Annotated in this window: 21 protein-coding genes and 1 pseudogene; 13 read left to right on the top strand and 9 right to left on the bottom strand. The window is 62.2% G+C overall.

Going from position 1 to position 24,176, the window contains the following annotated elements; genetic code table 11:
- The first annotated feature begins 32 nt into the window (after nt 1–32).
- The 5 genes from AC0L23_RS18520 (at nt 33) to AC0L23_RS18500 (ending at nt 9,271) form a co-directional block, all read left to right on the top strand.
- Nucleotides 33–314, top strand: coding sequence for a hypothetical protein (locus AC0L23_RS18520; RefSeq protein WP_473357192.1), 282 nt, complete (start codon nt 33–35; stop codon nt 312–314).
- Complete coding sequence (locus tag AC0L23_RS18515) at nt 307–6,777, top strand: hypothetical protein (protein WP_473357191.1); 6,471 nt, start codon at nt 307–309, stop codon at nt 6,775–6,777. Before AC0L23_RS18520 ends, AC0L23_RS18515 begins: the two co-directional genes overlap by 8 nt.
- Entirely contained in the window at nt 6,777–7,055 is a 279-nt protein-coding gene (locus AC0L23_RS18510; protein ID WP_473357190.1) for a hypothetical protein, read from the top strand. Before AC0L23_RS18515 ends, AC0L23_RS18510 begins: the two co-directional genes overlap by 1 nt.
- Nucleotides 7,056–7,122: 67 nt before the next feature.
- Nucleotides 7,123–9,009 (top strand): right-handed parallel beta-helix repeat-containing protein, encoded by a 1,887-nt coding sequence (locus AC0L23_RS18505; protein ID WP_473357189.1) that lies wholly within the window; start codon nt 7,123–7,125, stop codon nt 9,007–9,009.
- The gene (locus AC0L23_RS18500; protein WP_473357188.1) at nt 8,999–9,271 is read left to right on the top strand and encodes a hypothetical protein; all 273 of its coding nucleotides are present in this window, start codon (nt 8,999–9,001) and stop codon (nt 9,269–9,271) included. Before AC0L23_RS18505 ends, AC0L23_RS18500 begins: the two co-directional genes overlap by 11 nt.
- A gap of 90 nt (nt 9,272–9,361) precedes the next feature.
- Here the strand turns inward: AC0L23_RS18500 and AC0L23_RS18495 are convergent, their stop codons facing one another.
- A complete protein-coding gene (locus AC0L23_RS18495; RefSeq protein ID WP_473357187.1) occupies nt 9,362–9,586 on the bottom strand; it encodes a hypothetical protein in 225 nt (74 codons plus the stop codon).
- A 65-nt stretch (nt 9,587–9,651) separates the two neighbouring features.
- On the opposite strand from AC0L23_RS18495, the gene AC0L23_RS18490 reads away from it, so the two are divergent.
- Nucleotides 9,652–9,951, top strand: a complete 300-nt coding sequence (locus tag AC0L23_RS18490) for a hypothetical protein (protein ID WP_473357186.1) — start codon at nt 9,652–9,654, stop codon at nt 9,949–9,951.
- Nucleotides 9,951–10,217, top strand: a complete 267-nt coding sequence (locus tag AC0L23_RS18485; protein ID WP_473357185.1) for a pyocin activator PrtN family protein — start codon at nt 9,951–9,953, stop codon at nt 10,215–10,217. The genes AC0L23_RS18490 and AC0L23_RS18485 overlap by 1 nt, the downstream gene beginning before the upstream one ends.
- Nucleotides 10,218–10,590: 373 nt before the next feature.
- On the opposite strand, the gene AC0L23_RS18480 is transcribed toward AC0L23_RS18485, so the two are convergent.
- The 3 genes from AC0L23_RS18480 to AC0L23_RS18470 all read right to left on the bottom strand — a co-directional run bounded on the left by AC0L23_RS18480 (nt 10,591) and on the right by AC0L23_RS18470 (nt 12,576).
- On the bottom strand, nt 10,591–10,743 hold the full coding sequence (locus AC0L23_RS18480; RefSeq protein WP_018455284.1) for a hypothetical protein: 153 nt from the start codon (nt 10,741–10,743) through the stop codon (nt 10,591–10,593).
- 156 nt (nt 10,744–10,899) lie between these two features.
- On the bottom strand, nt 10,900–11,865 hold the full coding sequence (locus tag AC0L23_RS18475) for an AraC family transcriptional regulator (protein ID WP_473298480.1): 966 nt from the start codon (nt 11,863–11,865) through the stop codon (nt 10,900–10,902).
- 438 nt (nt 11,866–12,303) lie between these two features.
- Nucleotides 12,304–12,576 (bottom strand): hypothetical protein, encoded by a 273-nt coding sequence (locus tag AC0L23_RS18470; RefSeq protein ID WP_473357184.1) that lies wholly within the window; start codon nt 12,574–12,576, stop codon nt 12,304–12,306.
- A 312-nt stretch (nt 12,577–12,888) separates the two neighbouring features.
- Here AC0L23_RS18470 and AC0L23_RS18465 point away from each other — a divergent pair.
- A pseudogene (locus AC0L23_RS18465) lies at nt 12,889–13,330 on the top strand (host attachment protein); the annotation flags it as partial.
- Nucleotides 13,331–13,380: 50 nt separating this feature from the next.
- Here the strand turns inward: AC0L23_RS18465 and AC0L23_RS18460 are convergent.
- The gene (locus AC0L23_RS18460; RefSeq protein ID WP_018455280.1) at nt 13,381–13,644 is read right to left on the bottom strand and encodes a hypothetical protein; all 264 of its coding nucleotides are present in this window, start codon (nt 13,642–13,644) and stop codon (nt 13,381–13,383) included.
- Nucleotides 13,645–13,933: 289 nt separating this feature from the next.
- Between AC0L23_RS18460 and AC0L23_RS18455 the strand changes: the two genes are divergently transcribed.
- From AC0L23_RS18455 to AC0L23_RS18445, 3 genes are all read left to right on the top strand, one after another.
- Nucleotides 13,934–14,380: a hypothetical protein gene (locus tag AC0L23_RS18455; RefSeq protein ID WP_007603109.1), complete on the top strand. Its 447-nt coding sequence runs from the start codon at nt 13,934–13,936 to the stop codon at nt 14,378–14,380.
- Nucleotides 14,381–14,482: 102 nt separating this feature from the next.
- Nucleotides 14,483–15,355 (top strand): DMT family transporter, encoded by an 873-nt coding sequence (locus tag AC0L23_RS18450; protein ID WP_018455279.1) that lies wholly within the window; start codon nt 14,483–14,485, stop codon nt 15,353–15,355.
- A 98-nt stretch (nt 15,356–15,453) separates the two neighbouring features.
- The gene (locus tag AC0L23_RS18445; protein WP_085360890.1) at nt 15,454–16,194 is read left to right on the top strand and encodes a hypothetical protein; all 741 of its coding nucleotides are present in this window, start codon (nt 15,454–15,456) and stop codon (nt 16,192–16,194) included.
- Nucleotides 16,195–16,256: 62 nt separating this feature from the next.
- On the opposite strand, the gene AC0L23_RS18440 is transcribed toward AC0L23_RS18445, so the two are convergent.
- Together AC0L23_RS18440 and AC0L23_RS18435 are read right to left on the bottom strand one after the other, a co-directional pair.
- Complete coding sequence (locus tag AC0L23_RS18440; RefSeq protein WP_473298477.1) at nt 16,257–16,571, bottom strand: histone; 315 nt, start codon at nt 16,569–16,571, stop codon at nt 16,257–16,259.
- A 66-nt stretch (nt 16,572–16,637) separates the two neighbouring features.
- A complete protein-coding gene (locus AC0L23_RS18435; RefSeq protein ID WP_473357202.1) occupies nt 16,638–18,041 on the bottom strand; it encodes a cryptochrome/photolyase family protein in 1,404 nt (467 codons plus the stop codon).
- A gap of 191 nt (nt 18,042–18,232) precedes the next feature.
- Between AC0L23_RS18435 and AC0L23_RS18430 the strand changes: the two genes are divergently transcribed.
- Nucleotides 18,233–19,963, top strand: a complete 1,731-nt coding sequence (locus tag AC0L23_RS18430; RefSeq protein WP_247371798.1) for a methyl-accepting chemotaxis protein — start codon at nt 18,233–18,235, stop codon at nt 19,961–19,963.
- Nucleotides 19,964–20,019: 56 nt separating this feature from the next.
- Here AC0L23_RS18430 and AC0L23_RS18425 read toward each other — a convergent pair whose 3' ends face one another.
- A complete protein-coding gene (locus AC0L23_RS18425; RefSeq protein ID WP_018455274.1) occupies nt 20,020–20,679 on the bottom strand; it encodes a peroxiredoxin in 660 nt (219 codons plus the stop codon).
- A 392-nt stretch (nt 20,680–21,071) separates the two neighbouring features.
- Between AC0L23_RS18425 and AC0L23_RS18420 the strand changes: the two genes are divergently transcribed.
- A complete protein-coding gene (locus AC0L23_RS18420) occupies nt 21,072–21,644 on the top strand; it encodes a hypothetical protein (protein WP_247362444.1) in 573 nt (190 codons plus the stop codon).
- Between the two features lie 56 nt (nt 21,645–21,700).
- Here AC0L23_RS18420 and AC0L23_RS18415 read toward each other — a convergent pair whose 3' ends face one another.
- Nucleotides 21,701–23,566 carry an alkaline phosphatase family protein gene (locus tag AC0L23_RS18415; protein ID WP_473298474.1) on the bottom strand — a complete coding sequence of 622 codons (1,866 nt, stop codon included), beginning with the start codon at nt 23,564–23,566 and terminating at the stop codon, nt 21,701–21,703.
- Nucleotides 23,567–24,176 lie beyond the last annotated feature (610 nt).

Raw genomic sequence — 24,176 nt, 5'->3', positions numbered from 1 at the left:
CGTGTTGCAGTCAGGCCGTGTCTGAGCCCACCGTGGATATGGTGGTCGATCACCTCGGACTTACAAAGCTGCAAGCTCAAATTCTCAACGCGGTTTGGAAAGGTAGGGGCCATCCAGTTCCGACCGAGACGATCATCGCGGCAATGGATCGAGCTGAGACTACGAGGAAGTCCCAACAAAACTATGCGGATTTCAAGGTCACTCTCTGCCGTTTGCGCCAGCGCCTGGAGCCTGCCGGCATTGCCATACGTAACACCGGCTACGCTCGCGGTTATCACATTGAATTTCTTGGGAAGGTCAGTTCAGATGTTTAGCACGCTCGGCGATTATCAAGCATGGCAGGCCCAGCGGCAGCAGCAGCAAGCTGAGCAGCAGGCGGCCTCCGCTCAGGTCGTGCTCGACAGCGCGACCACTTCGCCTGACGAATTTGCCGGCGATCTGAACCTTGCCAGCGAGTTCGGCAAGGTGACGGGCAACCCGGTTCCGCCCGCGCCGATGGTGTCGGAATATCGACCGGTGTTTCAGCAGGCGGTCGAGCGGGAGAAGAACCGGACGATCCTGTCGAGCGCGCCGCGCCTCACGGAATGGCTGCGCAATCCCGACAACGCCACGATCGCCAAGGACGATTTGGAAGGGCTGTCTTGGTGGGAGCGCAGCCTCGTCATTCCGCGCGGCATCGCGTCGGCTGTCCCCGCCTTCGGGCAGGGCGTCTATGGCGTTGGCGCTGGCGTCGCTGCTTTGCCGGGCAAGAACCCTGTCAGTGAATACCTGCTTGCCCGAGCGCGAGATGCCGAACGTAACACCAAGACCATTGCCGGTCCTGCCCCGTCCTGGTTGGAACAGCAGGTGCAAGGCGCGTCGCAATCCATCGGCCTCATGACGCCCGGCATTGTCGCGTCCGTGCTCACCGATGGCGCTGCTGTGCCTGCTGTCATGAGCGCATATCTCGCGCCTGGGGCGGTTGTGCAGGGCGGCCAGTCCACTCAGAAGGGCCTTGAGAGTGGCCTTTCTGCGCCTCGGGCGCTTTCCTATGGTGCGCTGGACGCCGCTGCTGAGGTGATGCTTGAGCGCCTGCCAGTCGGCCGGTTGCTGGGCGACGTCAGCAAGGGCGCTGGATTTGGCCGCATCCTGATGGGCCAGCTTGCGACCGAGCTTCCCACCGAGACGGTGACAACGCTCTTTCAGAACCTCAACGAGTGGGTGACGATCAATCCCGACAAGCCGTTCAAGGACTTCCTAGCCGAGCAGCCTGCGGCCATCCGCGACACGGTTGCGCAAACTGCTCTCGCGACTTTAGGCCTGTCCGGAGCCGGCGCTGGCGTGTCGCACCTCGCCAGATCGCGCAATGCTGCCGCGAACGCAGAGGGCGTCGATGGCCGTCGTGCTGCTCTGGAGGAAATCTCCAAGCAGGCCCAGTCATCCGCGCTCCGCAATCGCTCGCCCGACAAATTTCAGCAGTTCGTCGCCTCGGCAACCGAAGGCACGCCAATTGCCAACGTCTACGTGCCCGCCGACAAGTTCGTTGAATACTTCCAGTCGAACGGCATCGACCCGCACGCCCTTGTCGATGGCCTGGAGGGTGTCACCAGCGAAGACCTCGACGCCGCGTTAGCTGCTGGCGCTGATCTCCCAATCCCGACCGCGACCTATGCCGCCCGTATGGCCGGCTCCGAGCACGACGCGTTCCTGCTCGACCACATGCGCCTCGACCCGAACGACTTTACGGCCGCTGAGGCGAAGGAGTTCAACTCGCGGGCACAAGACGCGATGGAGGAAGCTTGGCAGGTTGCGGAGAACGTCCGCCAGTATGAGGAAGAATTCCGCTCATATGAGCAGGAAATCCAAGACACGATGGTTTCCCGACTTCGCGCTGCCGGCCGATCGACCGACGTAGCGACGACGGAGGCGACGCTCTATCCCGCGTTCTATCGGGTGATGGCGGAACGCTCGGGCATGACCACAAAAGACCTGTTGCAGCGATATCCGCTGCCCCAGGTGCAAGGCTCGATCCCGGAAGGCATCCAGTACAAGAATGTGGATGAGCTGAACCGGACGATTGCGGAAGCGCGGTCGCGCAAGTCGGTTAAGGATACGCGGCAAACGCTCCTGGAGTTCATCGACAAGCACGGCGGCATCAATGACGTTGGCGGCGAGTTGAAGGCGCGCAACGCTGAAACGGTCGCCCGCAACGGCAAAAAAGCGCTGAAGCTAGCGCGCGCCGACATGGCATCTGAACAGAGCGATCTGTTGGGCGGCAAGGGCGGCAAGAAGCATGGTCCCGATGAAGTCGCCCGCGCGGCGATCGAGGCGGGCTTTCTCGCTGACGATCCGGTTGCGAACGAATATCGGACGGCCATCGCGGAAGGTCACGAGGTGCCGGATATCGTGCGGCCGTTGTGGGAAGCGATCGACCGCGAGCTGCGCGGCGAGCCGCAGTATTCGGCAAGCGAGCCGGCCGCGCCTGCCGTGGCTCGAAAGGCAGAGCTGGACCAGTTCGAGCGCCATCTAGCGGAAATCGGCGTGTCGCTCGATGACAGCGATGAGGCTATCCGGCAGGCGATCGAGGCATCCCAGTCCGGAACAACTTACAGCCAGCCCGGCGATAGGACCGGGCAGCGCGGGTCGATCCAGCTTCCCTCTGCCGGTGTTGGCAACGGCGAGACGATCATTCGCCTGTTCGAGAGTGCCAACCTGTCAACCTTCGTTCACGAGAGCGGTCACTATTTCCTGACCGTGATGCAGGACATGGCGCGCACTGACGCGCACGCTGCTGCGGGCTACGCGACCGTGCGGGCGTGGTGGCTTGAGAATGCCGCTGCCGTGGCCCAGGACGCCAGCAAGGGCGGTGTTGCGGTAACTGCTGATGACGTCCGCGCGGCCTATGAGAAGGGATCCACGGGGAATGCGGCGAAGGATGCCGCTATCGACGTCGGAGCCCAAGAGCAGTGGGCGCGCGCGTTCGAGGGCTATCTGATGGACGGCAAAGCGCCGTCCGCCGATCTGCGCTCGGCGTTCGAGAAGTTCCGCGCGTGGCTGATCTCGGTCTACCGGCGTCTAACGTCGCTCAACGTGAAGCCGTCCGCCGAGTTGCGCGGCGTGTTCGATCGGATGATTGCAACGGATGATGAGATCGCGCGCGCTGATGCCGAGACCGGCGACGCCGGCCCGGTGTTCGCTTCGGCCGAAAGCATGGGCCTCACGGACGAGCAGTATGCGGCATTCCTCAAGCTGCGGGATCAGGCGCAAGAGGAGGCCAAGGCGCGGCTGCTACGCCAGACAATGGCTCCGATTAAACGGCAGCAAGAAAAGTGGTTCAAGGTCGAGCGAAAGGCTGTCCGCGCTGAGGTCGAGCGGGATGTGAATGCCTATCCCGTCTATCGCGTGCTGGAATGGATGGGCAATCGGCGGTGGCTCGGCGATCTCCCGCCCGAGACGATCTCTGACGTGCGTCTGTCGCGCGCTGATCTGGTTGCGACTTATGGCGATGGTATTCTCAAGACGCTGCCTCGTGGAAAGCAGACGATCTACACGGCTGAGGGCGGCGTGCACCCGGACGATGCTGCGGTCGTGTTCGGCTTCTCGTCAGGTGACGAAATGGTCAAGGCGCTGGAGAAGGCTCCAAAGCGGGACGAGGCTATCGATGCGGAGACCGACCGCGTGATGCGGGACCGGCATGGCGACGCGCTCAACGACGGCGAGATCGAGCAACAGGCCCTGGAGGCGGTCCACGACGGGGACAAGCGCGGCCAATGGATCGCTACCGAGTTGAAGTCGATCGTTGACGTCGCCGGCTCCGGCAACGCCATGACGATGAAGGAGGCGCGGGCGACCGCGCGGGCGACCATTTCGCGGATGCGCGTGCGGGATGCCATCAGCGCAGGTCGCTACCTAGCCGCCGAGCGCAAGGCGGCAAGCGAGGCGGCCCGCCTGGGCGCGACGCTGACGCGGGAGAAGATTTGGCTCGATGCGGCCCGGCGCAAGATCGGCACGGCCGCTCGGGCCGCCGTGCGTGGCGAGGGCTCGGTTGACGCCGTCGCTGAGGCGGTCCAGGCGAATAACGCCAAGTTTGAGACCTCGATTGCCTCCTATACCGTCCCGGATCGCGAGGTTGTCGGGAAGGACGGGCAGGCCAAGACGGTCAAGGGCGGCGCGCGGACGGCTACCAGCCTCGGCTATAACGAGATGGTCGCCAAGCTGATCGATGCCAAGCGGCGGCAACTGCTCAACCACGCCCTGTACTCGGAGGCCAGCAAAGCCGCCGATGAGGTCGAGCGCGCCGAGAACTACGTTGGTCGCCTCAATGGTAGAGCCAGCCGGGATGCCATCGCTGGAGCTGGCCGGCGCGAGAACGCCGGGTTCGATTACCTCGGTGCGATCGACGAATTGCTTGAGCGGTACGATTTCCGCAAGGTCAGCGGCGCGGCCGAGCGTCGGCGCGGATCGCTGACAGCCTTCGTGGCCGGCATGATTGCGGCCGGGCGCGAGAACGAGCTTGCCATCCCGGACAGCGTGATGCGGGACGCCCTGTCCAGGCCGTACAAGACCATCGCCATGGAAGAACTGCGCGGCGTGGTCGATAGCCTGAAGAACCTGGAGCACATCGCCAAGCGATGGAATGACCTGATCGACGCCACCAATCAGCGCAATTTCAACGCGACCGTTGATGCGATCACCGATGGCATCGACAAGCATTTGCCAAAGCGCCCTCCTGGCCGCGTCCGCACCGGGGCCGAGCATCTGCGCAACCTCGCCAGCAACTATCTCAACAGCGTGTTGAACGCGACGACGTTGCTGCGCGAGATCGATGGCTTCAAGGACCAGGGCGACGCCTATCAGGCGATGAAAGCTCCGATCGACGCGGCGCAGAACCGATTGATAGTTCGCAAGCAGGATGCCGCGAAGGCGCTGGAAGGGCTCTATTCGGTTTACACGAAAGAGGAGCGGCGGGCGATGGCAACCCGAATGTTCCTGCCCGAGCTGGGCCAGTCGCTCTCGAAATGGGAGTTGATCGCGCTCGGTCTCAATACCGGCAACGAGGGCAACAGGTCGCGACTGACAAAGCAGTCCGGGGATGCCAACCCGCACAAGTACACTGATGACCAGATCAACCACGTCCTGGCGGACCGATTGACGGCCAAGGATGCCGATTTCATTCAATCGGTGTGGGACTATATCGGCACGTTCAAGGCGGACATTGCCGCCCGCGAGCGGCGCGCGACCGGTGTTGAACCGGCCTGGGTTGAGGCGTCGCCGGTCACGATCGGCGGCAAGCAGTTGAGCGGCGGTTATTACCCCATCAAGTATGACGCGCGTCTCTCGTCGATCACAGCTGACCGTGAGACGCTGGACATTGCCAGCGCGCTCATTGCCGGTAAATTCGGTAAGGCTCAGACGAAGAACGGTCACACCAAGGAGCGCGCGGCTGTCGGCGTCGGGCCGGTGTCGCTCGATATGGCGGTGCTCCATAAGCACGTCAATCAGGTGATCTATGACCTGGAGATGAGCGAGCCCGTCGCCAACGCGTGGCGGCTGATCCAGGACGGCCGTGTGCGCGGTTCGCTCGACAACGCCGGCCGCTCGGCCGACTTCGATGCGCTGCAAGCGTGGCTCAAGGATGCGGCTGAGGGCGAGCTTGGTGCAACCACGGCTGTCGGGTCGGCAATGATGGCGCTCCGGTCCAACTTCACTGCGGCAAAGCTTGGCCTAAACCTGACGAACGCGCTTCAACAGATGAGCGGAGTTGCGCAATCGTTCGTGGTGGTCGGTAAGAAGGATATGGCCGTTGGCATTGCCAAAGCCATGCGTGATCCCGCTGGAGCGGCGGGAGCCGCTGTCACTAAGTCTCCGTTCATGGCGACGCGGCAGACCACGTTCAACAAGGATATGAACGCGTTCCTGGACAGCAGCGCCTCGGGCGCGACCCCGTCTCGATGGAAGGAGTTCAAGAAGGACTATTGGGGGCCGGCCGCTTTCTGGCTGATGCAGAAGGTGCAATGGCACATGGCGGACGTCCCGACGTGGATCGCCGGCTATGAGCAGGGCTTGCGGAAGTTCGGCAACGATGAAGCCCGCGCTGTGGCCCATGCTGATGATCTGGTGAAACGAGCGCAAGGCTCGGGCTTGTTCACTGATCGATCTGCCATCGAGCGCGGATCGCTCGGCACAATGACCCGGCAGAATGAGTTCGTGAAGCTCTTTTCCACCCTCGGCAGCTACATGTTTGCGAAAGCCAACGTCGCATACGAGCGCGGAAAAAAGGCGCAGCGGGTGATTGGCGAGAACGGTGCGTCCCAGGCGTCGGCGCTAGAAGCGGCGTCTCTGGCAACTGACATGGTGTTGCTGTTCAGCGTTGAGGCTTTGGTCGGTGCCGCTGCTAGCGCCACTGCCGGCGCTGTGTTCGGCAGTGGCGATACTGGCGACGATGACGAGAATTTTGCGCTCTGGCTCGCCAAGAAAACCGCGCTCTCGGTGATCGGCACGTTGCCGTTCGTGAGAGACATGGCATCGGTGGCGCAAGGCTACGGGGCTGGCGGCGCTTACGGCTCGATCACCGGCGACTTGGCAAAGCCACTCTGGACGATCGGCAAGGCTGTTGGCGCTGTCGATAGCGAGTTCAGCCGCAGCGATGCGAAGGCGCTCTCCAATTCGCTGGGGGCTGCGACCGGCTTCCCATCCGTGATGACCAACCGGGTGATCGACGCCCTGGCGCGGCAGAGCAATGGCGAGCAGGTATCGCCGCTCGAATATGCGTTTGGAAAATTCGGAAAGGGCAAGTGATGTCGTTCGCTCAAGAGCTGAGAAAGAAAGCGCGGGAGATCGCGGCGGCCGGCCTCGTTGGTCCCATCGAGGAGCAAGCGTTGCAGCGGGGGCTCGCTGACGCCCTTGCCGGTGAACTCTCGTTCGCAGACGCGACGCTGATGGCCTACGTGGCAACGGCTGCGGCTGGAGGCAGCGGCGATGGCGCGGGTTCGATGTACGGCGCATGGTACTCCGGCATTGCGGCGAAGTTATACGACCGTGCGGCGGATGCGGCGGCGGTCAGCCTAAGCCGCTAGCGCAGCAAATTTAGGAAATAACCGTTGGCCGTACATGGTCCCGCATCATCGAAAGGGAGGGACCATCATGACTGTTGCAAGCGAAGTAAACCGATCGGGGCCTTACATCGGGAACGGCGTGACTACCGTTTTTGACTATGGGTTCCGCATCCTCGATGAGGACCATATCAAGGTCGTTCGCGAGACGGCGGGGGTGGAAACTGTTCTGACGATCGACGCCGACTATATCGTGTCGGATGTTGGCGCGGCGGGCGGCGGGCAAGTCGCGTTGACCGTTGCGCCAACGGCTGCACAGACGATCACGATCCTGCGCAATGCGCCATTTACTCAGGAAATCGATCTCGAAAATCAAGGTCCGTTTTTTGCGAAAACAATCGAGGCGGCGCTCGATCTCGCCGCCATGCGCGATCAGCAGTTGAGTGAGCGGCTGGATCGGTCTGACTTTGCTGCCACTGCTGCGGACCGCCAAGCGACCGCCATTGACAGGGCCGCCGTGGCTGCGGACAGAATTACTGTAGCTGCGGACAAAACGACCACGCTGGGTTATCGCAACGACGCGCTGGCGGCCCGCGATGCTGCGGTGGCCGCTATCCCGGATAGCATCACTATCTCTGCAATTGGCAGCACTCCCTTTCCTGCCGAGGTATTGGCAATCCGGCCTGTTGGATTTCAGACTGTCGATCCGCTGGCGTCTACATGGCGGCGCATTGCTACGCCCGGCGTTATCAAGCCCTGGCACAAAGTCGATGCGGACGGACAGTGTTGGATCATCAGCGATCATCTGATCCATCCGTTCATGTTCGGCGCTAAGGCTGACGACACAGGCACATCCGGTACGGATGACAGCGATGCGTTTCTAGCTTGCTTTGAAATGATGAATAACTTTGCAACGGTTCAGGATGTGACTGGCATCCCCTGTACTGGTGACATGATAATCCCCGCCGGGCGATATTACACGGCAGCGACGATCAACGGGTTCAGTCCGTGGCAATATAGGAACACGCGCATATCCGGCTACGGAGCCACCATCCGCCCCGGTGATATCGGGAGCGGGCCGGTATTTGAATTTGGAAAAGCCGCGAACCATGTTGGCCTGACCTTAGAGGGCCTAGAGTTCGATATGACGAGACCGGACAATCGAGCGTTATGCGCGATCAGTCTTAAAGGCTCATCTAGCACTACATTACGTAGAGTGTCTGTTGCTGGTGGCGGGTGGACGCAGAACCGCGGCTTCAACATCAAACAGAGCGACGAGAACGATTACACGCAGGGTGCGTACTGGGTTACTATTGACGACTGCTGGATTAGGCAGAACGGCCCGAACACCATGACGTATGGCATCGTTAGCACTGGCTCGAACAACTTCCTTATCATCAAGAATACCAAGATCAGTACAGGATCAGGTACTTGTGCCCTAATCGCAGACAATGCTGGGACACACACGGGCGGAAACAGCATACCCTACGCGGCAAATTCCGTAGAGTTCTTGAACAACGCCTTGGAAGGCAACGCATACGGCCTTCACTACGAGGTGCCTGAAGGACAGCACCCGTTCGGCCTCATTGGTTACGGAAATCGTTTTGAACACGTCGATATTCCATGGCGGTTCACCAAGATCGGATCACTCGTTACAAACCCGGAACCGCCAAAGTTGTTGAATAACACGTACCTCGGCCAGTCAGCCGTCATGCTGAATACTGCGGGCGTGGTTGTGAACTTCTATGACCAAGTGAATAGGGCAGGTAGCGCGACCATCGCGAACGGAACCACAACCGCCTCGGTCACGTTCCCGGCTAATGAGTACTCGGCGAACTATAACGTTGTGGTGTCCGGCTCTGATGCGTCGCTTTATGTAGATACCAACTCGAAAACTGCGGGAGGCTTTAACATTGTGAGAGCCGGGACAACCGGCGCGCTACCCGTCAGATGGACGTTGCTGCCGGGTGAATTTTAACGTGGTCAGCGCCAGAATTGGGAGTTTGCGCGTTATCGGCGGCACGCAGGACCTCTCCGGCACCGTCGCGTTGTTCTCCGGCAACACCCAGCGCACCGTCACTTTTCCGGTCAATCTGCCGAGCGCGAACTACGTTGTTGCGCTGGACCTTCCGGCCAATCAGCCATTCTGGGTCTCTGGTAAGGAGGTCGGCAGCTTCCAAATCAATACAACCCCCGCCTTCACGGGGACGGTTGGGTGGACCCTGACCCGGCTTTCGTAAACTGACCTTTAAGGTTTGCTCGGTGCGAAGATCGCAACGCGCGTTGCGATCTTGCCCGCAGTCAGGGGCCGGCCGAATCGGCCAGAAGCATCAGCGGCCTGACTTGCCCAGCTTTTTTGAGGTCTCCAGTCCTAAGTCGACCAGCCGCCTGATCGCTTCCGAGATATTCGGGAGATCGGGCTGGTGACGTCTCCACTCATCGATTTTCTGCACCCAACTGACGGGGGCAACCATGTTGAGGCGCTTCGTTTCGGTTTCCAATTTAGGGGGCATGCGAACCATCCAAAAGAATTCGGCGATTACCTTTATCACCATCTTGCGTATCGTGTCATCATATGTATGATACAGATCATACGCAAGTCAAACAGAGGATGGATGCCATGACCCTCGCAAACCGGACCGTTCGCGCTGACGAATATCTGATCTCTAAATTTCGTAAGCTTCAGGAGGCGGCGTCGTTCGCGCGCGCTGAGATCGCCGCTATTCCAGGGACGGTCCAGCCCGCTGAAGAAATCGAAACAGTCCTGTGGGCCATAGCGCCGGTCGAGCGGCTTGCGCGGCTGATGCAACTGCTTGAACCCTCCGACCGGGCCGGGGCTCGGATGGTGCAGCGAGCCGCCTCCTGGCTCGATGGCGGGAGCTTGGATCGCCTCTTGGAGCCCATGGAGATCGCGGCCTAATGAACACAGCGTTCCTACTCATGGCTCAATACAGTGGCGCGGCGATCATTCCTTTGGAATTGGTCTGCCGCGACTACTTCTGTCATCTGACACCCGACGAGTTCACGCGGAAGGCTACCAAGGGCCAGATCGATTTGCCTCTTGTCAGGATCGAGACAAGCGCGAAGGCGGCGAAGGGCGTCCACCTTTCCGACCTCGCCCGGTGGATCGACGATCGCCGCGCAGCGGCGCAGAAGGAGCTTGATCAGCTGCAAGGTCGAAGGTGAGGCACACGTTGGGCAGACAGAGAGCCGCCAGCGTTAACGCTGGTGGATCTTCCCGTATCAGCTAGGCGGTCGGCTGCTTGCGCTTACGGTCGCGACGAACACGACCGCCAGAAGCAGCCAGCCGACAACATCAACGACTGTCATGGCCGCTCTCCCCTGTGCATAGTGGGTGCACATGGCCGTCGTTCTGAACGGTCGAATTTCACGTGTGTTATCAATGGGTGAACGGACCGGGAAAATTCAGAACGGTCCTTGATTTTGCTGGGGCTCTGGGCGGATTTCGATTCCGAGGGTCGGGAGTTCGAATCTCTCCGAGCGCGCCACTTGCAGGGCCAGAGTTTTCTCGGATCTGGCGCGAGGCCGTGAGCCGCCTCTATTTGCCTTGGATCTTCAGCCCGTTGGGACCGACATTGATTTGCAGGCCATCGGGCTGCTTCTTCGTCTGGTAGAGATTGTAGCCGAGCACGGCCGCCGTGACGACCAGAGCACCGATGATCAGAAACAATACGTTGCGGCTGATAGACATTTTTTTCCTGAACCACTTGGTTGACGGCGAGAAAAAACCCGCGTGTGGGGCGCGGGGTGCTTCAGTGCGCCGCCGGCGCACTGCTTGGATAATGCGGTTCGAAGGAACTGGTTCCCTTGAGGCGCGCGCCGCGTCGGAAGGCCGGAGCCTATCTGGTCAGCGTGCCGTCGGACCGGCTTGCCGGCCCCGTGCCAGCGTGTCGGACGGCGCTTCGTGGAAGGTCGCGCGGTAAGCTGCGGCAAACTCCCCCAAATGGTGAAAGCCTTGGGCGCGCGCGCATGTGGCGACGTTGGCACCCCCGCCTTTGAGAAGGCGAGACCGCGTCGCCCACAATTTTTTCAGGCGAATGTATTGATGCAGGCTCATGCCACGCACCTTGCTGACGGCGCCGCCGAGCGTCCGGATCGAGACGCCAAACTCGCCGGCGAGATCGGCGGTATAGATCGGAGCAGTCGGATGTGCTGCGACGTAATCGTCGATCCGCTGCACGAGTTTGACCGACCGCTCGCCCTGGACGGAGGCACTCCGGTCCGAGAGCGAATCAATGCGAAACAGATCGTCGAGCGCGAGCAGCAGGCCTTCCTGGAGATGGGCGGCGACCTCGGTCGTTTCGAACAGGGCCGGCTGCACCGACGCGGTTCGCAGAATGTCGAGCAGGAGCTGCCGAATGTGGAGCAAAGCGGGGCGGTTCGCGACATAGGCCCGCAAGTCGTCCGCCTGATCGAACCAGCCCCGGTCGCTCATGCCGGGTGAGAAGATGATCATCGCATGATGATTGGTCCGGCGCTCGACGAAATGGCATTCATCGCTGCCGCGGAGCGCGATGAAGAAGCGCGTGTCCAGATCCATGCCCTTGGAATTGACCTGAAGGTCGTCCGTCATGGGCAGGATCACCATCCCCCCGGGCATCCGATAGGCGGCGTCGAGGATGCGCGCGAACGAGCGCATCATGACGATGCGGCAGCCGGGCAGGGAGACGACAGCACGAGCCGCCGCGAAATTCCGAACGTCGAGCGGAATGCTTCTCGCATCTTCCATCGACTCGATGGGCCGAAACGCATCGACGTCGGCAAAGCCGATCAATTGAAGCGCCGAGGATGGGGCGAGGGCGTCGAACAACATGCGTGCGACCGGCTGCTGCAATATGACAATCAAATGAACGTCGGAACATCGCCATCAATGGCGAAACATCGCGCTTCAGTAAACCGGATTCCGGGCCGTAGTATTGCGGACATCATGGCATGAAGCTTGGCGGATCGGTGTCGTCGTCAACGATCTCGAGTCATCGGCTGGCCGGAGGCGAGGTCGATGAAATGCAGCCGCGTGCAGGCGGGACAGGCGAAGGAGGCAAAGCTCTGTGCCTCCTGTCTCAGTTGCTTCTCCAGATGTGTCTGCACATTCATGCCCGTCTGGGGACATCGAAAAACGATCAAATCGACCATCGTCGGAGAATGACGGCGTGGCGGATTGCGTCTTTGATCTAGATCAGTTTTGGAATGACTCCAGACCAACATCCTTGATCTCGCAAAAGCGAAGGGGCCCCGAAGGGCCCCTTTAGAATCACCAGCGGCGATAGCGTGGTTCGTAATAGCGAGGGCCACCGTAAAAGCGCGGTGCATATCGGGGACCGTAATAGGGCCGCGGGGCGTAGTATCCATAGTAGTTCGGGCGCCAGAAGCAGCGTCCCCAGGCGTCACAGACCATGCGGACCTGTTCGACGTCGGAGACCTGCGGCGTCGCAGGAGCAGGCGCGATGGGCATGGCAGACGCCGCCGATGATGCGACCAACGCACCGAACAGGGACGCGGCGACGAGGCCAATTCTCAGCTTCATGATGTCTTTCTCCGCTTACGCAATACAGGGATATCGAAGTTTGTTCTGATCAAATTGTGGCGGGACCGAAATGTAATGCTGATGAACAGGTCTTCAGCCCAGCCCGCCGCAGGCCTGACCTTTAGCTCCGCCAGACTATCCCAGGTTCGCGCTCTTGACCAATGCTGCGCTTGCGTTGCGCTCCGCAGGACATCGCCGCCATCCTTGATCCCGCGCAATTCGTCGGTGCAGCTTCGTCCCTAAGCTTGGCGTCGTGGCCAGCTTTCGAGCATTTCGATGAGCTGGCTAGCGAGGTGGCTTTGGAGCTGTGCAATGGACCAAATGAGAATCGACAAGGGTGACTGGCTGGTCGTGTGCGACGGGCGCAAGGCGCTTATTCTGGAAAACCTCGGCGACGAGATGTTTCCGAACCTCCACACCAGGGAGGTGCACGAACAGCCCAATCCCTCGACCGGTGCGCAAGGGACCGACGCGCCGGGCAGGCTCCACGGCGCGGCCGGTAGCACGCGCAGCTCGGTGGAGCAGACTGATTGGCACGACGAGGCCGAGCGCGCCTTCCTGCGCGGCCTGGCCGGACGGCTCGATGCCGCCGTCAGCTCAGGCGAGAACCTCGGCCTTGACCATGGTGGCCTCGCCGCGTGCGCTTGGGATGATTCGCGCCGATTATTCGGATGTGGTGCGCAAGGCACTCCAGGGCGAGGTCGGCAAGGACCTCGTCAAACTGCCGGTCTACGAGATCGAGAAGCAATTACTGCTGTCCGCGCCGCCAAATAGCGGCCCCCGCAGAGGACCCGCCTGCACCCCTCAGAAGCAGGGGTGCCGACGGCGGTCCTGGCCGACATAGGCGGCTGCGCTCTGGTAGCAATGGTTGGTCGACGGGCCGTCGTAAAAGGCGAACGTCCCGGGCGTGATGCCGGGCCCGTAATTGTGCAGATAGCTGATCGGGTAGGGCAGCGGGTTCGTGTAGTGGCGATGGTACCGGTGGTATCCCCGCGCCTCTGCGAGGCCAGGGGCAAGGATTGCGGCCGACAGGACAGCAACCGCGGCTACAAGCTTCAACTTGCTCATCTCGAATCTCCGGAACCCGCACGAATAGGTCAGCCGTTTATAGCCAGTTCGGGCGGCCGGAACACCCGTCTGCAGCCCGGAAATCGACGCCAATCCCGCAGATTCCGGGGTGGGTGTGACAGAATTGCCGGTTCTGTGGTCCGGACTTGCCCATTTTTGGCCTTTTCGAGATGCTTAACGAATTCCCCACACAAGTATGACCAAAGAGAATTAGCTCAAGACTCCTGTTGCCGGCTTCTCGGGGTTCATAGACCGGTCCATTCCTGAAGGCTTTCGCCGTCACCTCGCCATGCGCATCACGCTTCTGAGCCTGCTGTTGCTCTCGGTCGTCGCCGCCACGCCGGCGCGGGCCGAGCTGCATATTACCCGCGACCACGGCGGCTATGTCGAGGAGTACAAGGCCAAGTACAAGCGCGTCCGCGAGAAGGGCGAACGCGTCATCATCGACGGCATCTGCAACTCGGCCTGCACCCTGGTGCTCGGCATCGTGCCGATGAACAAGATCTGCGTGACGCCGCGCGCCAGCCTCGGCTTCCACCAGGCTTACTACGACAAGGCCTTCACTTTCGGCATCAAGGTCACCAGCGCGGAGGGGACGTCCGACCTGATGGCCTACTACCCCGACACGGTGAAGGACTGGATTCGCCGCAATGGCGGGCTCACCACCGACATGAAAAAGATCAAGAACGGCGTCGAGCTCTGGAAGATCATCGATCCCTGTCCGGACGAATGGTGAGCCGCTGAGCCGTCCGGTCCGTCGCAGCGCAGCATCGCCCGGACGAAATTGGCCGAAATTCGCATTGCCGCATCGGCCCCCTGTGAGGCAATGAGGGCGGCAATGAACCACAATCAAGAAGCCCTGGCCGCCCGCGCCGCGCCGATCCTGTTCGTCCTGCTCTGGAGCACGGGCTTCATCGGCACCAAATACGTCGTCAACAATGCCGATCCCTTGACCTACCTCGCGATCCGCATGGCGTTCGTGGTCGGTCTGATGGCGATCATCGTCGCGATCGCGCGACCGAAATGGCCGGATCGTATCGGCATCGCGCACAGCGCAGTCGCGGGCATTCTCGTCCATGGCTTCTATCTCGGCGGCACCGCGATCGCGATCGCGCACTCGATTCCGGCCGGGCTCTCCGCGCTCATTCCGGGCCTTCAGCCGATCCTGACCTCGACCATCGCCAACCGCTGGCTCGGGGAGAAGGTGACGCCGGTGCAATGGGCGGGGCTCGTGCTTGGCCTCGGCGGCGTGGTGCTGATCCTGCACGGCCGTCCCATGACCGGCGAAGCCGGGCTCGGCTGGCTCGCCTCGGTGGTCTCGCTGATCAGCATCACGCTCGGCACGCTCTATCAGCGCCGCTACTGCAACCACATCGACTGGCGCGCCGGCAATCTCGTGCAGTACGTGTCCGTCACGATCTTCTTCGCGATCGGCGCGTTCCTGTTCGAGGACCGCGTGGTGCACTGGACGCGCGAGTTCATGCTCGCGCTGGCCTGGCTCGCCGTGGCGCTCTCGATCGGGTCGATCGGGCTGCTGTACTGGCTGATCCGCCACGCCGCCGCCACGTCTGTTGCAAGCCTGTTCTATCTGGTGCCCGCCGTGACGGCGCTGATGGCTTATCTGCTGTTCGGAGAAAAGCTCGATGCGCTGGCGATCGCGGGCATGGTGATGTGCGCGGCCGCGGTGTTCGTGGTCAACCGACGCTTCTAGGGCCGGCGGGCCAAGCCGCTCGAATACATCCCTGACGTGCGCGGCGCGTTCGTGCTAGGGTCGGCGCATTTCAGTGCCCCTTTCACAGGTGATTTTCCATGAAGAAGGCGAGACGCGCATTGCTTGGCAGGTCCCTGAAGCCAGTCCGGATTGCCTGCATTAATTATGCAGAGGAGATGATGAGCGAGCAGGTGATGGCGCGGCTCACGGCCGCGCTGCAGAAATGCTATGACGAGCACTTCCTGCCGGTCTGGGGCTACCCCGTCGATCTCGACGTTACCCGCAAGCCGAAGCCCACTGACTGGCAGTTGGTCTATTTCGACGATGCGACCCACAAGAATTTCCTCGGGCGGCATGAATTGACGCATCGGGGACAGCCGATCTCGAAGATCTTCCTCAAGGCGCTGTCCAAGGACGATCCGGTCAGTCTGGCAGCCTCGCATGAGCTGTTCGAGATGGTGCTCGACCCTATGGCCAATCTGTGGGCCGACAAGACCCGGCACACCCAATACGCCTACGAGGTCTGCGACGCAGTGGAAGAGGACGCCTTCGTCGTCAACGATCTCCCGATGTCGAACTTCGTTTATCCGTCCTGGTTCGAACCCTTCAAGCATCCCCGCGGCACGAAGTTCGACCACATGGGATTGCTCAAGGAGCCGTTCTCGATGACCGAGGGCGGCTACGTCATCAAAAAGGTGAACGGCAGGAGATTGATCAAGCAGTTCGGCTCGCCCGAGAAGCGCCGGCGCTTCAACGCCGAGGACCGGCGCGGCCATCGCAGCGAATTTCGCGATCCGCAAGGCAAACATCACCCGGGCCGGCGCGCAGCCAAGCGGTGAGGGTAGGATATCGCTGGAGCCGTCTCCGGGCGCGTCCGCCCCCGGAGACTTGAGCGTTGCGATCAGCGCTTGGCCTTCGTGGACTTCTTTTTCGACTTGGCAGCTTTCTTGGTGGCCTTCTTTGCTGTTTTCTTGGCCGCCTTCTTCGACGACTTCTTTGCAGCTTTCTTCGAAGTCTTCTTGGTGGCCTTCGAAGTTTTCTTCGGAGCCTTCTTGGCTTTCTTCTTGGACGCCTTCTTCGGCGCTACCTTCTTCGCAGCCTTCTTGGCGGCTTTCCTGACCTGCTTCACCGCAGTGACAGCGGCGTCCTTGGTCGCTTCCACGGCGGTGGTGATCGTGTCCATCGCCTGTTCGGTGATCGGCTTGTCGTCGTCCATATCGTCCCCCACGGTTTGCATGGAGCGGTGACGATAGCGCGTTTCATAATTGTGTCAAAGCAACGCTCAACCTTTGCGGATCTTTGCGTAGGCGGCGAGCGCGCGCTCTCGTCCCTTGGCATGATCGACGATCGGATGCGGATAGCTCTTGCCGAGCGTGACGCCGGCGCTCGCAAGCTCGATCGGTGTCGCCTGCCAGGGCTGATGGATCAGCTCGGGTGGCACATCCTTCAACTCGGGCACCCAGCGTCGCACATAGGCTCCATCCGGGTCGAACTTCTCGCCCTGGAGCACCGGATTGAACACGCGGAAATAGGGCGCCGCGTCGGCGCCGCAGCCCGCGACCCACTGCCAGTTGGCGGGATTGATGCCGGCATCCGCATCGACCAGCGTGTCCCAGAACCAGCTTTCGCCGGCGCGCCAGTCGATCAGGAGGTGCTTGACCAGGAACGAGGCGACCACCATTCGGACCCGGTTGTGCATCACGCCAGTGTGCCAGAGTTCGCGCAGGCCGGCGTCGACGATGGGATAGCCGGTGCGGCCGCGCTGCCAGGCGGCGAGCGCCTTGGCGTCGGGCTTCCATGGGAAGCCGTCGAAATTCGCTTGCAGGTTTTCGGAGGCAAGGTTGGGATGGTCGTGCAGCAGGTGCCGGCAGAACTCACGCCAGCCGAGCTCGCTCAGGAACTTGTCGACGCCGGGTCCGATCGCGGGATTTTCCGCCGCGGCGAACCGCGCGGCGTGCCAGACCTGGCGCGGGCTGAGCTCGCCGAATCTCAAATGCGGTGACAGATGTGAGGTGCCCTCGCGGTCCGGGCGGTCGCGATCGCCGACATAGCCTTGTGCGGTGTGCTTGAGGAAGTCGCGCAGGCGAGCGCGGGCGGAAGCTTCGCCCGGGGTCCATGTCTCGCGCAGGCCGCCGGCCCAATCTGGCTTGCCAGGCTCGAGCTTCCAGGTCTCCAGCGTGTCACTGGCGACCGTCGGCGCAGGACGCAGGTCCTTCGGCGCCGGCAGGGGCTTTGGCGGATCGCCGAGCGCCAGCACGCGCCGCCAGAATGGCGTGAACACGCGCAAGCCGCGGCCTTCCTTGTTGCGGATTACCGCGGGCGGAACGAGCAGGTCGCCGGGGAAACATTGCGAGTCCACGCCGATCTTTGCCAGCGCGGATTCGAGCTGCCGCTCAATCGCCTGATGCGGCGCCTGTGCGATCCCGTTCCAGTGGACCGTGCGGGCTCCGCTCTCACGCGCCACCTCCGCGATCACCCTGGCTGCCGGCCCCTTGCGCAGGATCAGCGATCCGCCGCGCGTGGCAATGTCGGCGCCGAGCGCCCGCAGCGACTGCGCCAGCCACCAGCGCGCCGCGGCGCCCGGCGCTCGCCCGGCCGAATCGTCCAGCACATAGAGGCAGATCACCGGCGCGCCGGTCTTCGCAGCCGCCTTGGCGGCAGCGTGGAGGGCGGGGTGGTCGGACAGGCGGAGGTCGTCGCGAAGCCAGACGATGATAGGCGGAGCGCTTGGCGTAGTGCTTAGCGTAGTTCTGGGCGTGGTCAGGGTGGCCTCATTAACGATTTGGAAAGCATGTCGCGTGCTGCGATGGAACCGTCATTAATGCGACCGTAAGCCGATTGCACGAGTATGCAGGAATTACGGAGGTGATTTCATTCATGTACGGACGAGCAACGGCGAAGTTTCTGCCGCAATTCAAACTTGGCACCAAGGCGCTCCTGTGCGCGGTGTTGCTGATCGCCATGAATACGGCGCTCGTGGTTGGCGCCGGCTATTGGTCGCTCAGCTCCGCTTTCAACGATCGTGCGCTCCGCGACATCGAGGTTAGCCTGCGGACGCTGGCCCTGGCCTTTGCCGAAATCGTTCCCGATGCGAAGATCACGATGCGGGATGGCGCGGTGGCGCGCGCCGAGATTCCCAAGATGCCGGACTTCAGGGATCACGCCATCGTCGATCGCGCGGTGTCCTATGTCGGCGGCAACGCGACCCTGTTCGTGTTCGACGATGCGAGCGGGCAGTTCGTGCGGCGGTCGACCAACGTGAAGAAGGAAAATGGCGACCGCGCCGTCGGGACCCAGCTTGCCGCCGATCATCCGGCGCAGGCGCTGCTGCGTCGTGGGGAGGCCTACAAGGGCCCGGCCACCCTGTTCGGCAAGTCCTTCATGACCGCCTATTTCCCGATCGCCGACGCCAGCGGCAAGGTCGCCGGCATCCTCTATGTCGGCATCCCGATGGCCCAATTCGAGAGCATGCTGGCCCACACCATCGAAAGCATGGCGATCGCCGCCGGGCTCGCGGCGCTGCTGGTGCTGGTTCTGACCTTGCTGGTCGTCCGCCGCGTCACCAAGCCGCTCACCTCAGTGACGCGCTCGCTGACCGCGCTCGCCGAAGGCCAGAGCGACGTCGAGATCGATTGCGAGAATCGCGCCGACGAGATCGGCGAGATCGCCCGCACGGTCGCGGTGTTCAGGAGCAATTCGCAGGAGCGGGCGCGGATGCGCAGCGAGCAGGCGGCCGCTTCGGCTGCGGCCGCCGAGCAGCGCAAATCCGAGCTGCGCAATTTCGTCGAGGAGTTCCGGGGCGGTGTCGGCGGCATTCTCGACAAGGTGCTGACATCGTCAGGCGAATTCGAGCGGACGGCGCGGCAGCTCACCGACACTGCGCGCTCCACCGCCGATCTGTCGGCGCGGTCGGCCGGAGCTTCCGAAAGCGCCTCCGAGCACGTGCGTTCGGCGGCGTCGGCCTCGGACGAGCTGTCTCAATCGATCTCCGAAATCACCCGGCGGGTGCAGGAATCGAACGTCATTTCCGCTGAGGCCGTGCGGCAGGCCGAGGCGACCGATCAGCGCATCGCGCAGCTCTCCGAGGCGGGCGCGCGCATCGGCGATGTCGTCAAGCTGATCACCTCGATCGCCGAGCAGACCAACCTGCTGGCACTGAACGCGACCATCGAGGCCGCGCGCGCGGGCGATGCCGGCCGCGGTTTTGCGGTGGTGGCCCAGGAGGTCAAGACGCTCGCCGGCCAGACTGCCAAGGCGACCGACGAGATCTCGAACCAGATCGCCAGCATGCAGCTTGCGACCGAGGAATCGGTTGTCGCCATCAAGGCGATCAGCCAGACCATCGAGCGCATCAGCGGCATCGCGGGCTCGATCTCGGCGGCGGTCGAGCAGCAGAAGAGCGCGACCCAAAACATCGTCGCCAGCGTTCGCGCGGCGGTATCGGGCACGGCCGATGTCGCCGTCAACGTCCGTCAGGCCGCCGAGGGTGCGAACGAGACCGGTGAGACGTCCAGCCGGATGTTTGCCTCCGCCCAGGCGTTGTCGGGCGAGAGCCTGCACCTGAAGGCCGAGGTCGAGGGCTTCCTCGAACGCGTGCGCGCGGCGTAAGAGCTAACATCGTCGTCCCGGGCGGCGCTGACGCATCGCCCGGAATGACAGTTCCGTTATTTCGGCTGCGGCACGATCCGGATGTAGGGCTTCGGCTCCTTCCAGCCTTGCGGGTAGATCGTCTTGGCCTCGTCGTTGGAGACCGAGCCCGCGATGATGACGTCGTCACCCTGCGACCAGTCGGCCGGGGTCGCGACGCGGTGCTTGGCGGTGAGCTGGAGCGAGTCGATCACGCGGAGGATCTCCTGGAAGTTCCGACCCGTCGTCATCGGATAGACCAGCACCAGCTTGATCTTCTTGTCCGGCCCGATGATGAAGACGTTGCGGACCGTCTGGTTGTCGGCGGCCGTGCGGGTGAGGGGATCGCCCGAAATCGCGGCCGGCAGCATGCCGTAGAGCTTGGAGACGTTGTAATCGGTGTCGCCGATCATCGGATAGTTCGGGGCCGCGCCTTGCGTCTCCTTGATGTCCTCCGACCATTTGGAATGGCGGTCGACCGGATCAACCGAGAGGCCCATCAGCTTGACGCCGCGCTTGTCGAATTCCGGCTTCAGCTTGGCCAGCGCGCCGAGCTCGGTCGTGCAAACCGGTGTGAAGTCCTTCGGGTGCGAGAACAGCAGCGCCCAGCTATTGCCGATCCAGTCGTGGAACTTGATCTTCCCTTCGGTGGTCTCGGCTTCGAAGTCGGGGGCGGTGGTGCCAATCGGAAGTGTCATGGTTCTACCTCATGTTATTGAATTTACTTGCGAATTCATCTTTGACCGTCGCGGCCATTATAGGGTCTCCGCGATCCCAAGTGAACGCTAACTGAACCGCTTCAAGTAAAATGTGAATTCCTTCTTTGAAGGCCTGATTTCCTAGCACCTTTTTGTTACAGCCGCGCCCGCGGCGAAACATCTCCACCGGGGCTATACGGGCGTGATTGCCCCGAGAAAGCCTTTTATGACTTCCATCACGCTCGCCCGGCGCTTGCCAGAACCAAAATGGTCCTGACAGCGACCAATTGGCAACTATCTCAAAGAGTCGCGATCCCGGTACCGAATCATTAACCACCCCTTTACGCCGGCATGAAATTGCTGGCCGATCAGAAGAAATCTGGAAGTGAACTATGTCTGCCGCTGCGCATAAGTCTGTTGAGTCGCCGTCCCTCGAACCGTCTTGCCGCGATACCGCGGCCCATGCACTGACCATCGTGCGCGACGGCGTGATCACGGGCGAAGGCCCGACCACCAAGGGAAGGGTGCACTTCTCCCGCTCGCTCGATGCCGATGACACCGCCTGGTGCGCCCGCATTCTGACCGCCACGGCCGTCAACGACCAGCCCGTCAGCCGCGCCGAGGCCGAAGTGCTGTTCGAGATCAACGAAGCAGCGACCGAACGGACCGATGGCGGCCGGTTCGACGACCTGCTCGCCAAGGCGGTGGCCCATTATGCGGCGAGCGCCTCCGGCCTGAAGGTGCCGCCGCGCAGCGTCGCGCTGTCGGCCGAGTCCGATATCGAAGGCTGGGCGCCGTCCTATGCCTCCAAGGTCAACAGCGAAATGCTCGAGTGGATCGCCGGCCAGATGCGCGGCAAGCGCCACAACAACCGTCGCCTGATGGCGATGGTGGCGACCTTCCTGGGCGCCACCGCGCTGCCCCTGGCGGGCCAATTGCCGAACGTGTTCGACATCGGCATGTAAGATTTTGGGCATGTAAAATTCTGGCCTTTCACGAAGGACGCATTTGAACGGCGGGGTTATTTCCCCGCCGTTTTTTGTTTGCCGGCGTCCGGCTCCAGCCCGAGGGTGCGGCCCGGGAAACCGGCGGCGTCGAAATAGCGCTGGCTGCCGACGCGCTGGAAATTCAGCACGGTCTGCAGGCCGTTCTCGGACTTCTTCGACTTCTCGACCCCCTTGTACGCCTTCGGCACGATGCCGTTGGGCAACGCCTCCGACATCACGCGGCCGACGAGGCCGCCGTTCTGCGAAGCGCGCAGACCGAGGAGCTGAGCGGCCGTCATGCCGACGTCGGCATTGCTGACCGGGATCTCGCTGACATACCCGGCTTTGAAGTCCGGACCGATCGCGGCCATGAAGTTCATGGTGTCGCCGCGGCTGAAGCTGCCATGCATGCCCTGGCCCTGGCGCAGCACGGTGTCGGCGACCTGCACCGAGCAGTTGGTCGGCGCCTCGCCGCAATCGCTGGCATAGGAGCGGAAGTTGACCACGATCGCCGGCGTCGGCGTCGCCGCCTTGCCGCGCAGATTGATGCTCGACAGCGGCAGCGTGCCGGGGAAGCGGCCGAGCGAGTCATCGACGAACAGGCCGGAGACGTAATCCTGCTCAAGCAGCAGCTTGACGGTCTTGGCCGCCAGCTTCTTGTCTTTGGTCGGCAAATAGATCAGGTCAGAGCCGCCATTGGTGGCGACGACGAGATCGGGCTTTTCCGGATCCTTGCCGAGCACGCCGTTGCCGGCCTTGGGATGCTTGTTGCCCTCGACCTTGGCGTTCTTGTCGTTGGGATCGAACAGCGGCAGGTCGAGCGCCTTCGCCAGATCGAGCGCCAGAAAACCCATCGGCAAAAAGTCCTTCGGCGTGTCGTCATAACTGACCTTGGCCGAGGAGCTGGTCTTGCTTTCCTTGGAGATGGTCGAGAAGCCGTGGTCGGCCTGGACCATGATGTTGGTGGTGGCGGCAAGGCCGAGCTCGTCCAGCGCCTTGCGGAGCTGGGCGAGGTTGTTGTCGGCATTCTTGATGCCGGCCATCGAGGTCGGCCCGTTGATGCCGGGCATGATCTGGTTGAGGCTGTCGCCGGTGTTGTGCTGACTGCCATCGGGGTCGCGCGACCAGAACACCAGCACGAACGGCTTGTTGCGCGCCTTGAACATCGGCAGCACGACCTTGGCCGCGACGTCGGCGAAATAGGCCTGCTGCGCGACGTTGGCCGCCGTGGTGCCGGGCGTCTTGGCATCGCCCGCCTTGGAGTTGTCGCCGCGCGGCGGCGTGGCGAGGGGCAGGCCGGCCTTGGTGAGAGCGGCCTTGACCTCGTCCGACAGCGCCACGCCGTTCTTGCCGCCGGTCGCATCGTCGAACACGACCGAATGCAGGCCGGCCTTTTCGGGCTTGTCGGTGTGGTCGAACTGATAGGTCGGACCATGCTTGCCGAGCGCGGCGGTGCTGTAGCCCTTGTCGCGGGCCAATTTCAGGATCGTGTCCTCGTTGAGGTAGTCGCCCTTGAAATGCTCGTCGATGTCGCCAAGCACGGCGTCGTTCTCGATGAAGGGGACCACGGTGTCGCCGGCGGGTACCGAAGTGTAGTTGGTCCAGATCGTATTGGAGAACACGCCGGTATCGCCGAGATAATGGCCGGTCGACATCGCCGAGCCGTTGGCCATGGTGAAGGTCGGGAACAGCGAATGCGAATTCTTGAAGTTGACGCCCTTGTCGCGGATTTCGGCCATTGCGGGGGCGGTCTCAGGCGTGACCTTCAGCGCCCGCAGACCGTCCGGAATGAACAGGATCAGGTTACGGGGCGTGTTGTTCTCTGCGGAGGCAGGTCCGGTCGAAAATCCTGCGGACAACACTGTCAGTCCGGCTGACAGCAACACCAGCGAACGGCGCATCAAAATCTCTCCCTGCGAGGCGGCTTGGCCGCCAACCGCGGCCCCCGGCTTCATTTAGTTTCGCTGCATGACGGTTTTGTTACAAGAGCGGAGCGCCATGTAAAGAAGGACAGGGGCCCCGCTCTGCGCGGCGTCCGGCGGCACGAGATCGCGGTGTCGGCACGCGCTGCTTCAGCATCGTTATTGCGAGCGCAGCGAAGCAATCCAGAATCTTTCCCCGGCGGCAGACTGGATTGCTTCGCTGCGCTCGCAATGACGGAGTGAGTGGCTGGCAGCGTCGCGCTTCGATTCGCATTCCGAGTGGCAGACACACCTTCGCCCTCTCGCGGCGCATTTCGCCCGAGCTTTGCTTGGTCGCCTCACCCTCAAAATGAAAGAGGGCGCAGGGAAGACCGGGTGCCGGCTGGCACCCGCGGTCCACTGTGCGAGATTGTCGAACAAAATTGCACAGCAGCATACAGGTGAAGCCAAAACATCCGGCCTTCCCTGCGCAGTGGTTTTACGGCTTATGTCGTGCTCTCCCCGGGGAGCGATGCACTATTGCCCCGTCGCCTTGCGGATGGCTGATGCGTGTGCCCGGTTGGGCAACCCACATCACCGCAAGCTTGAC

The organism is Bradyrhizobium sp. MI1.4 (assembly GCF_055811315.1).
Note: the sequence above shows the minus strand (reverse complement) of the source record. Positions and strands in the feature narration are given on the sequence as shown.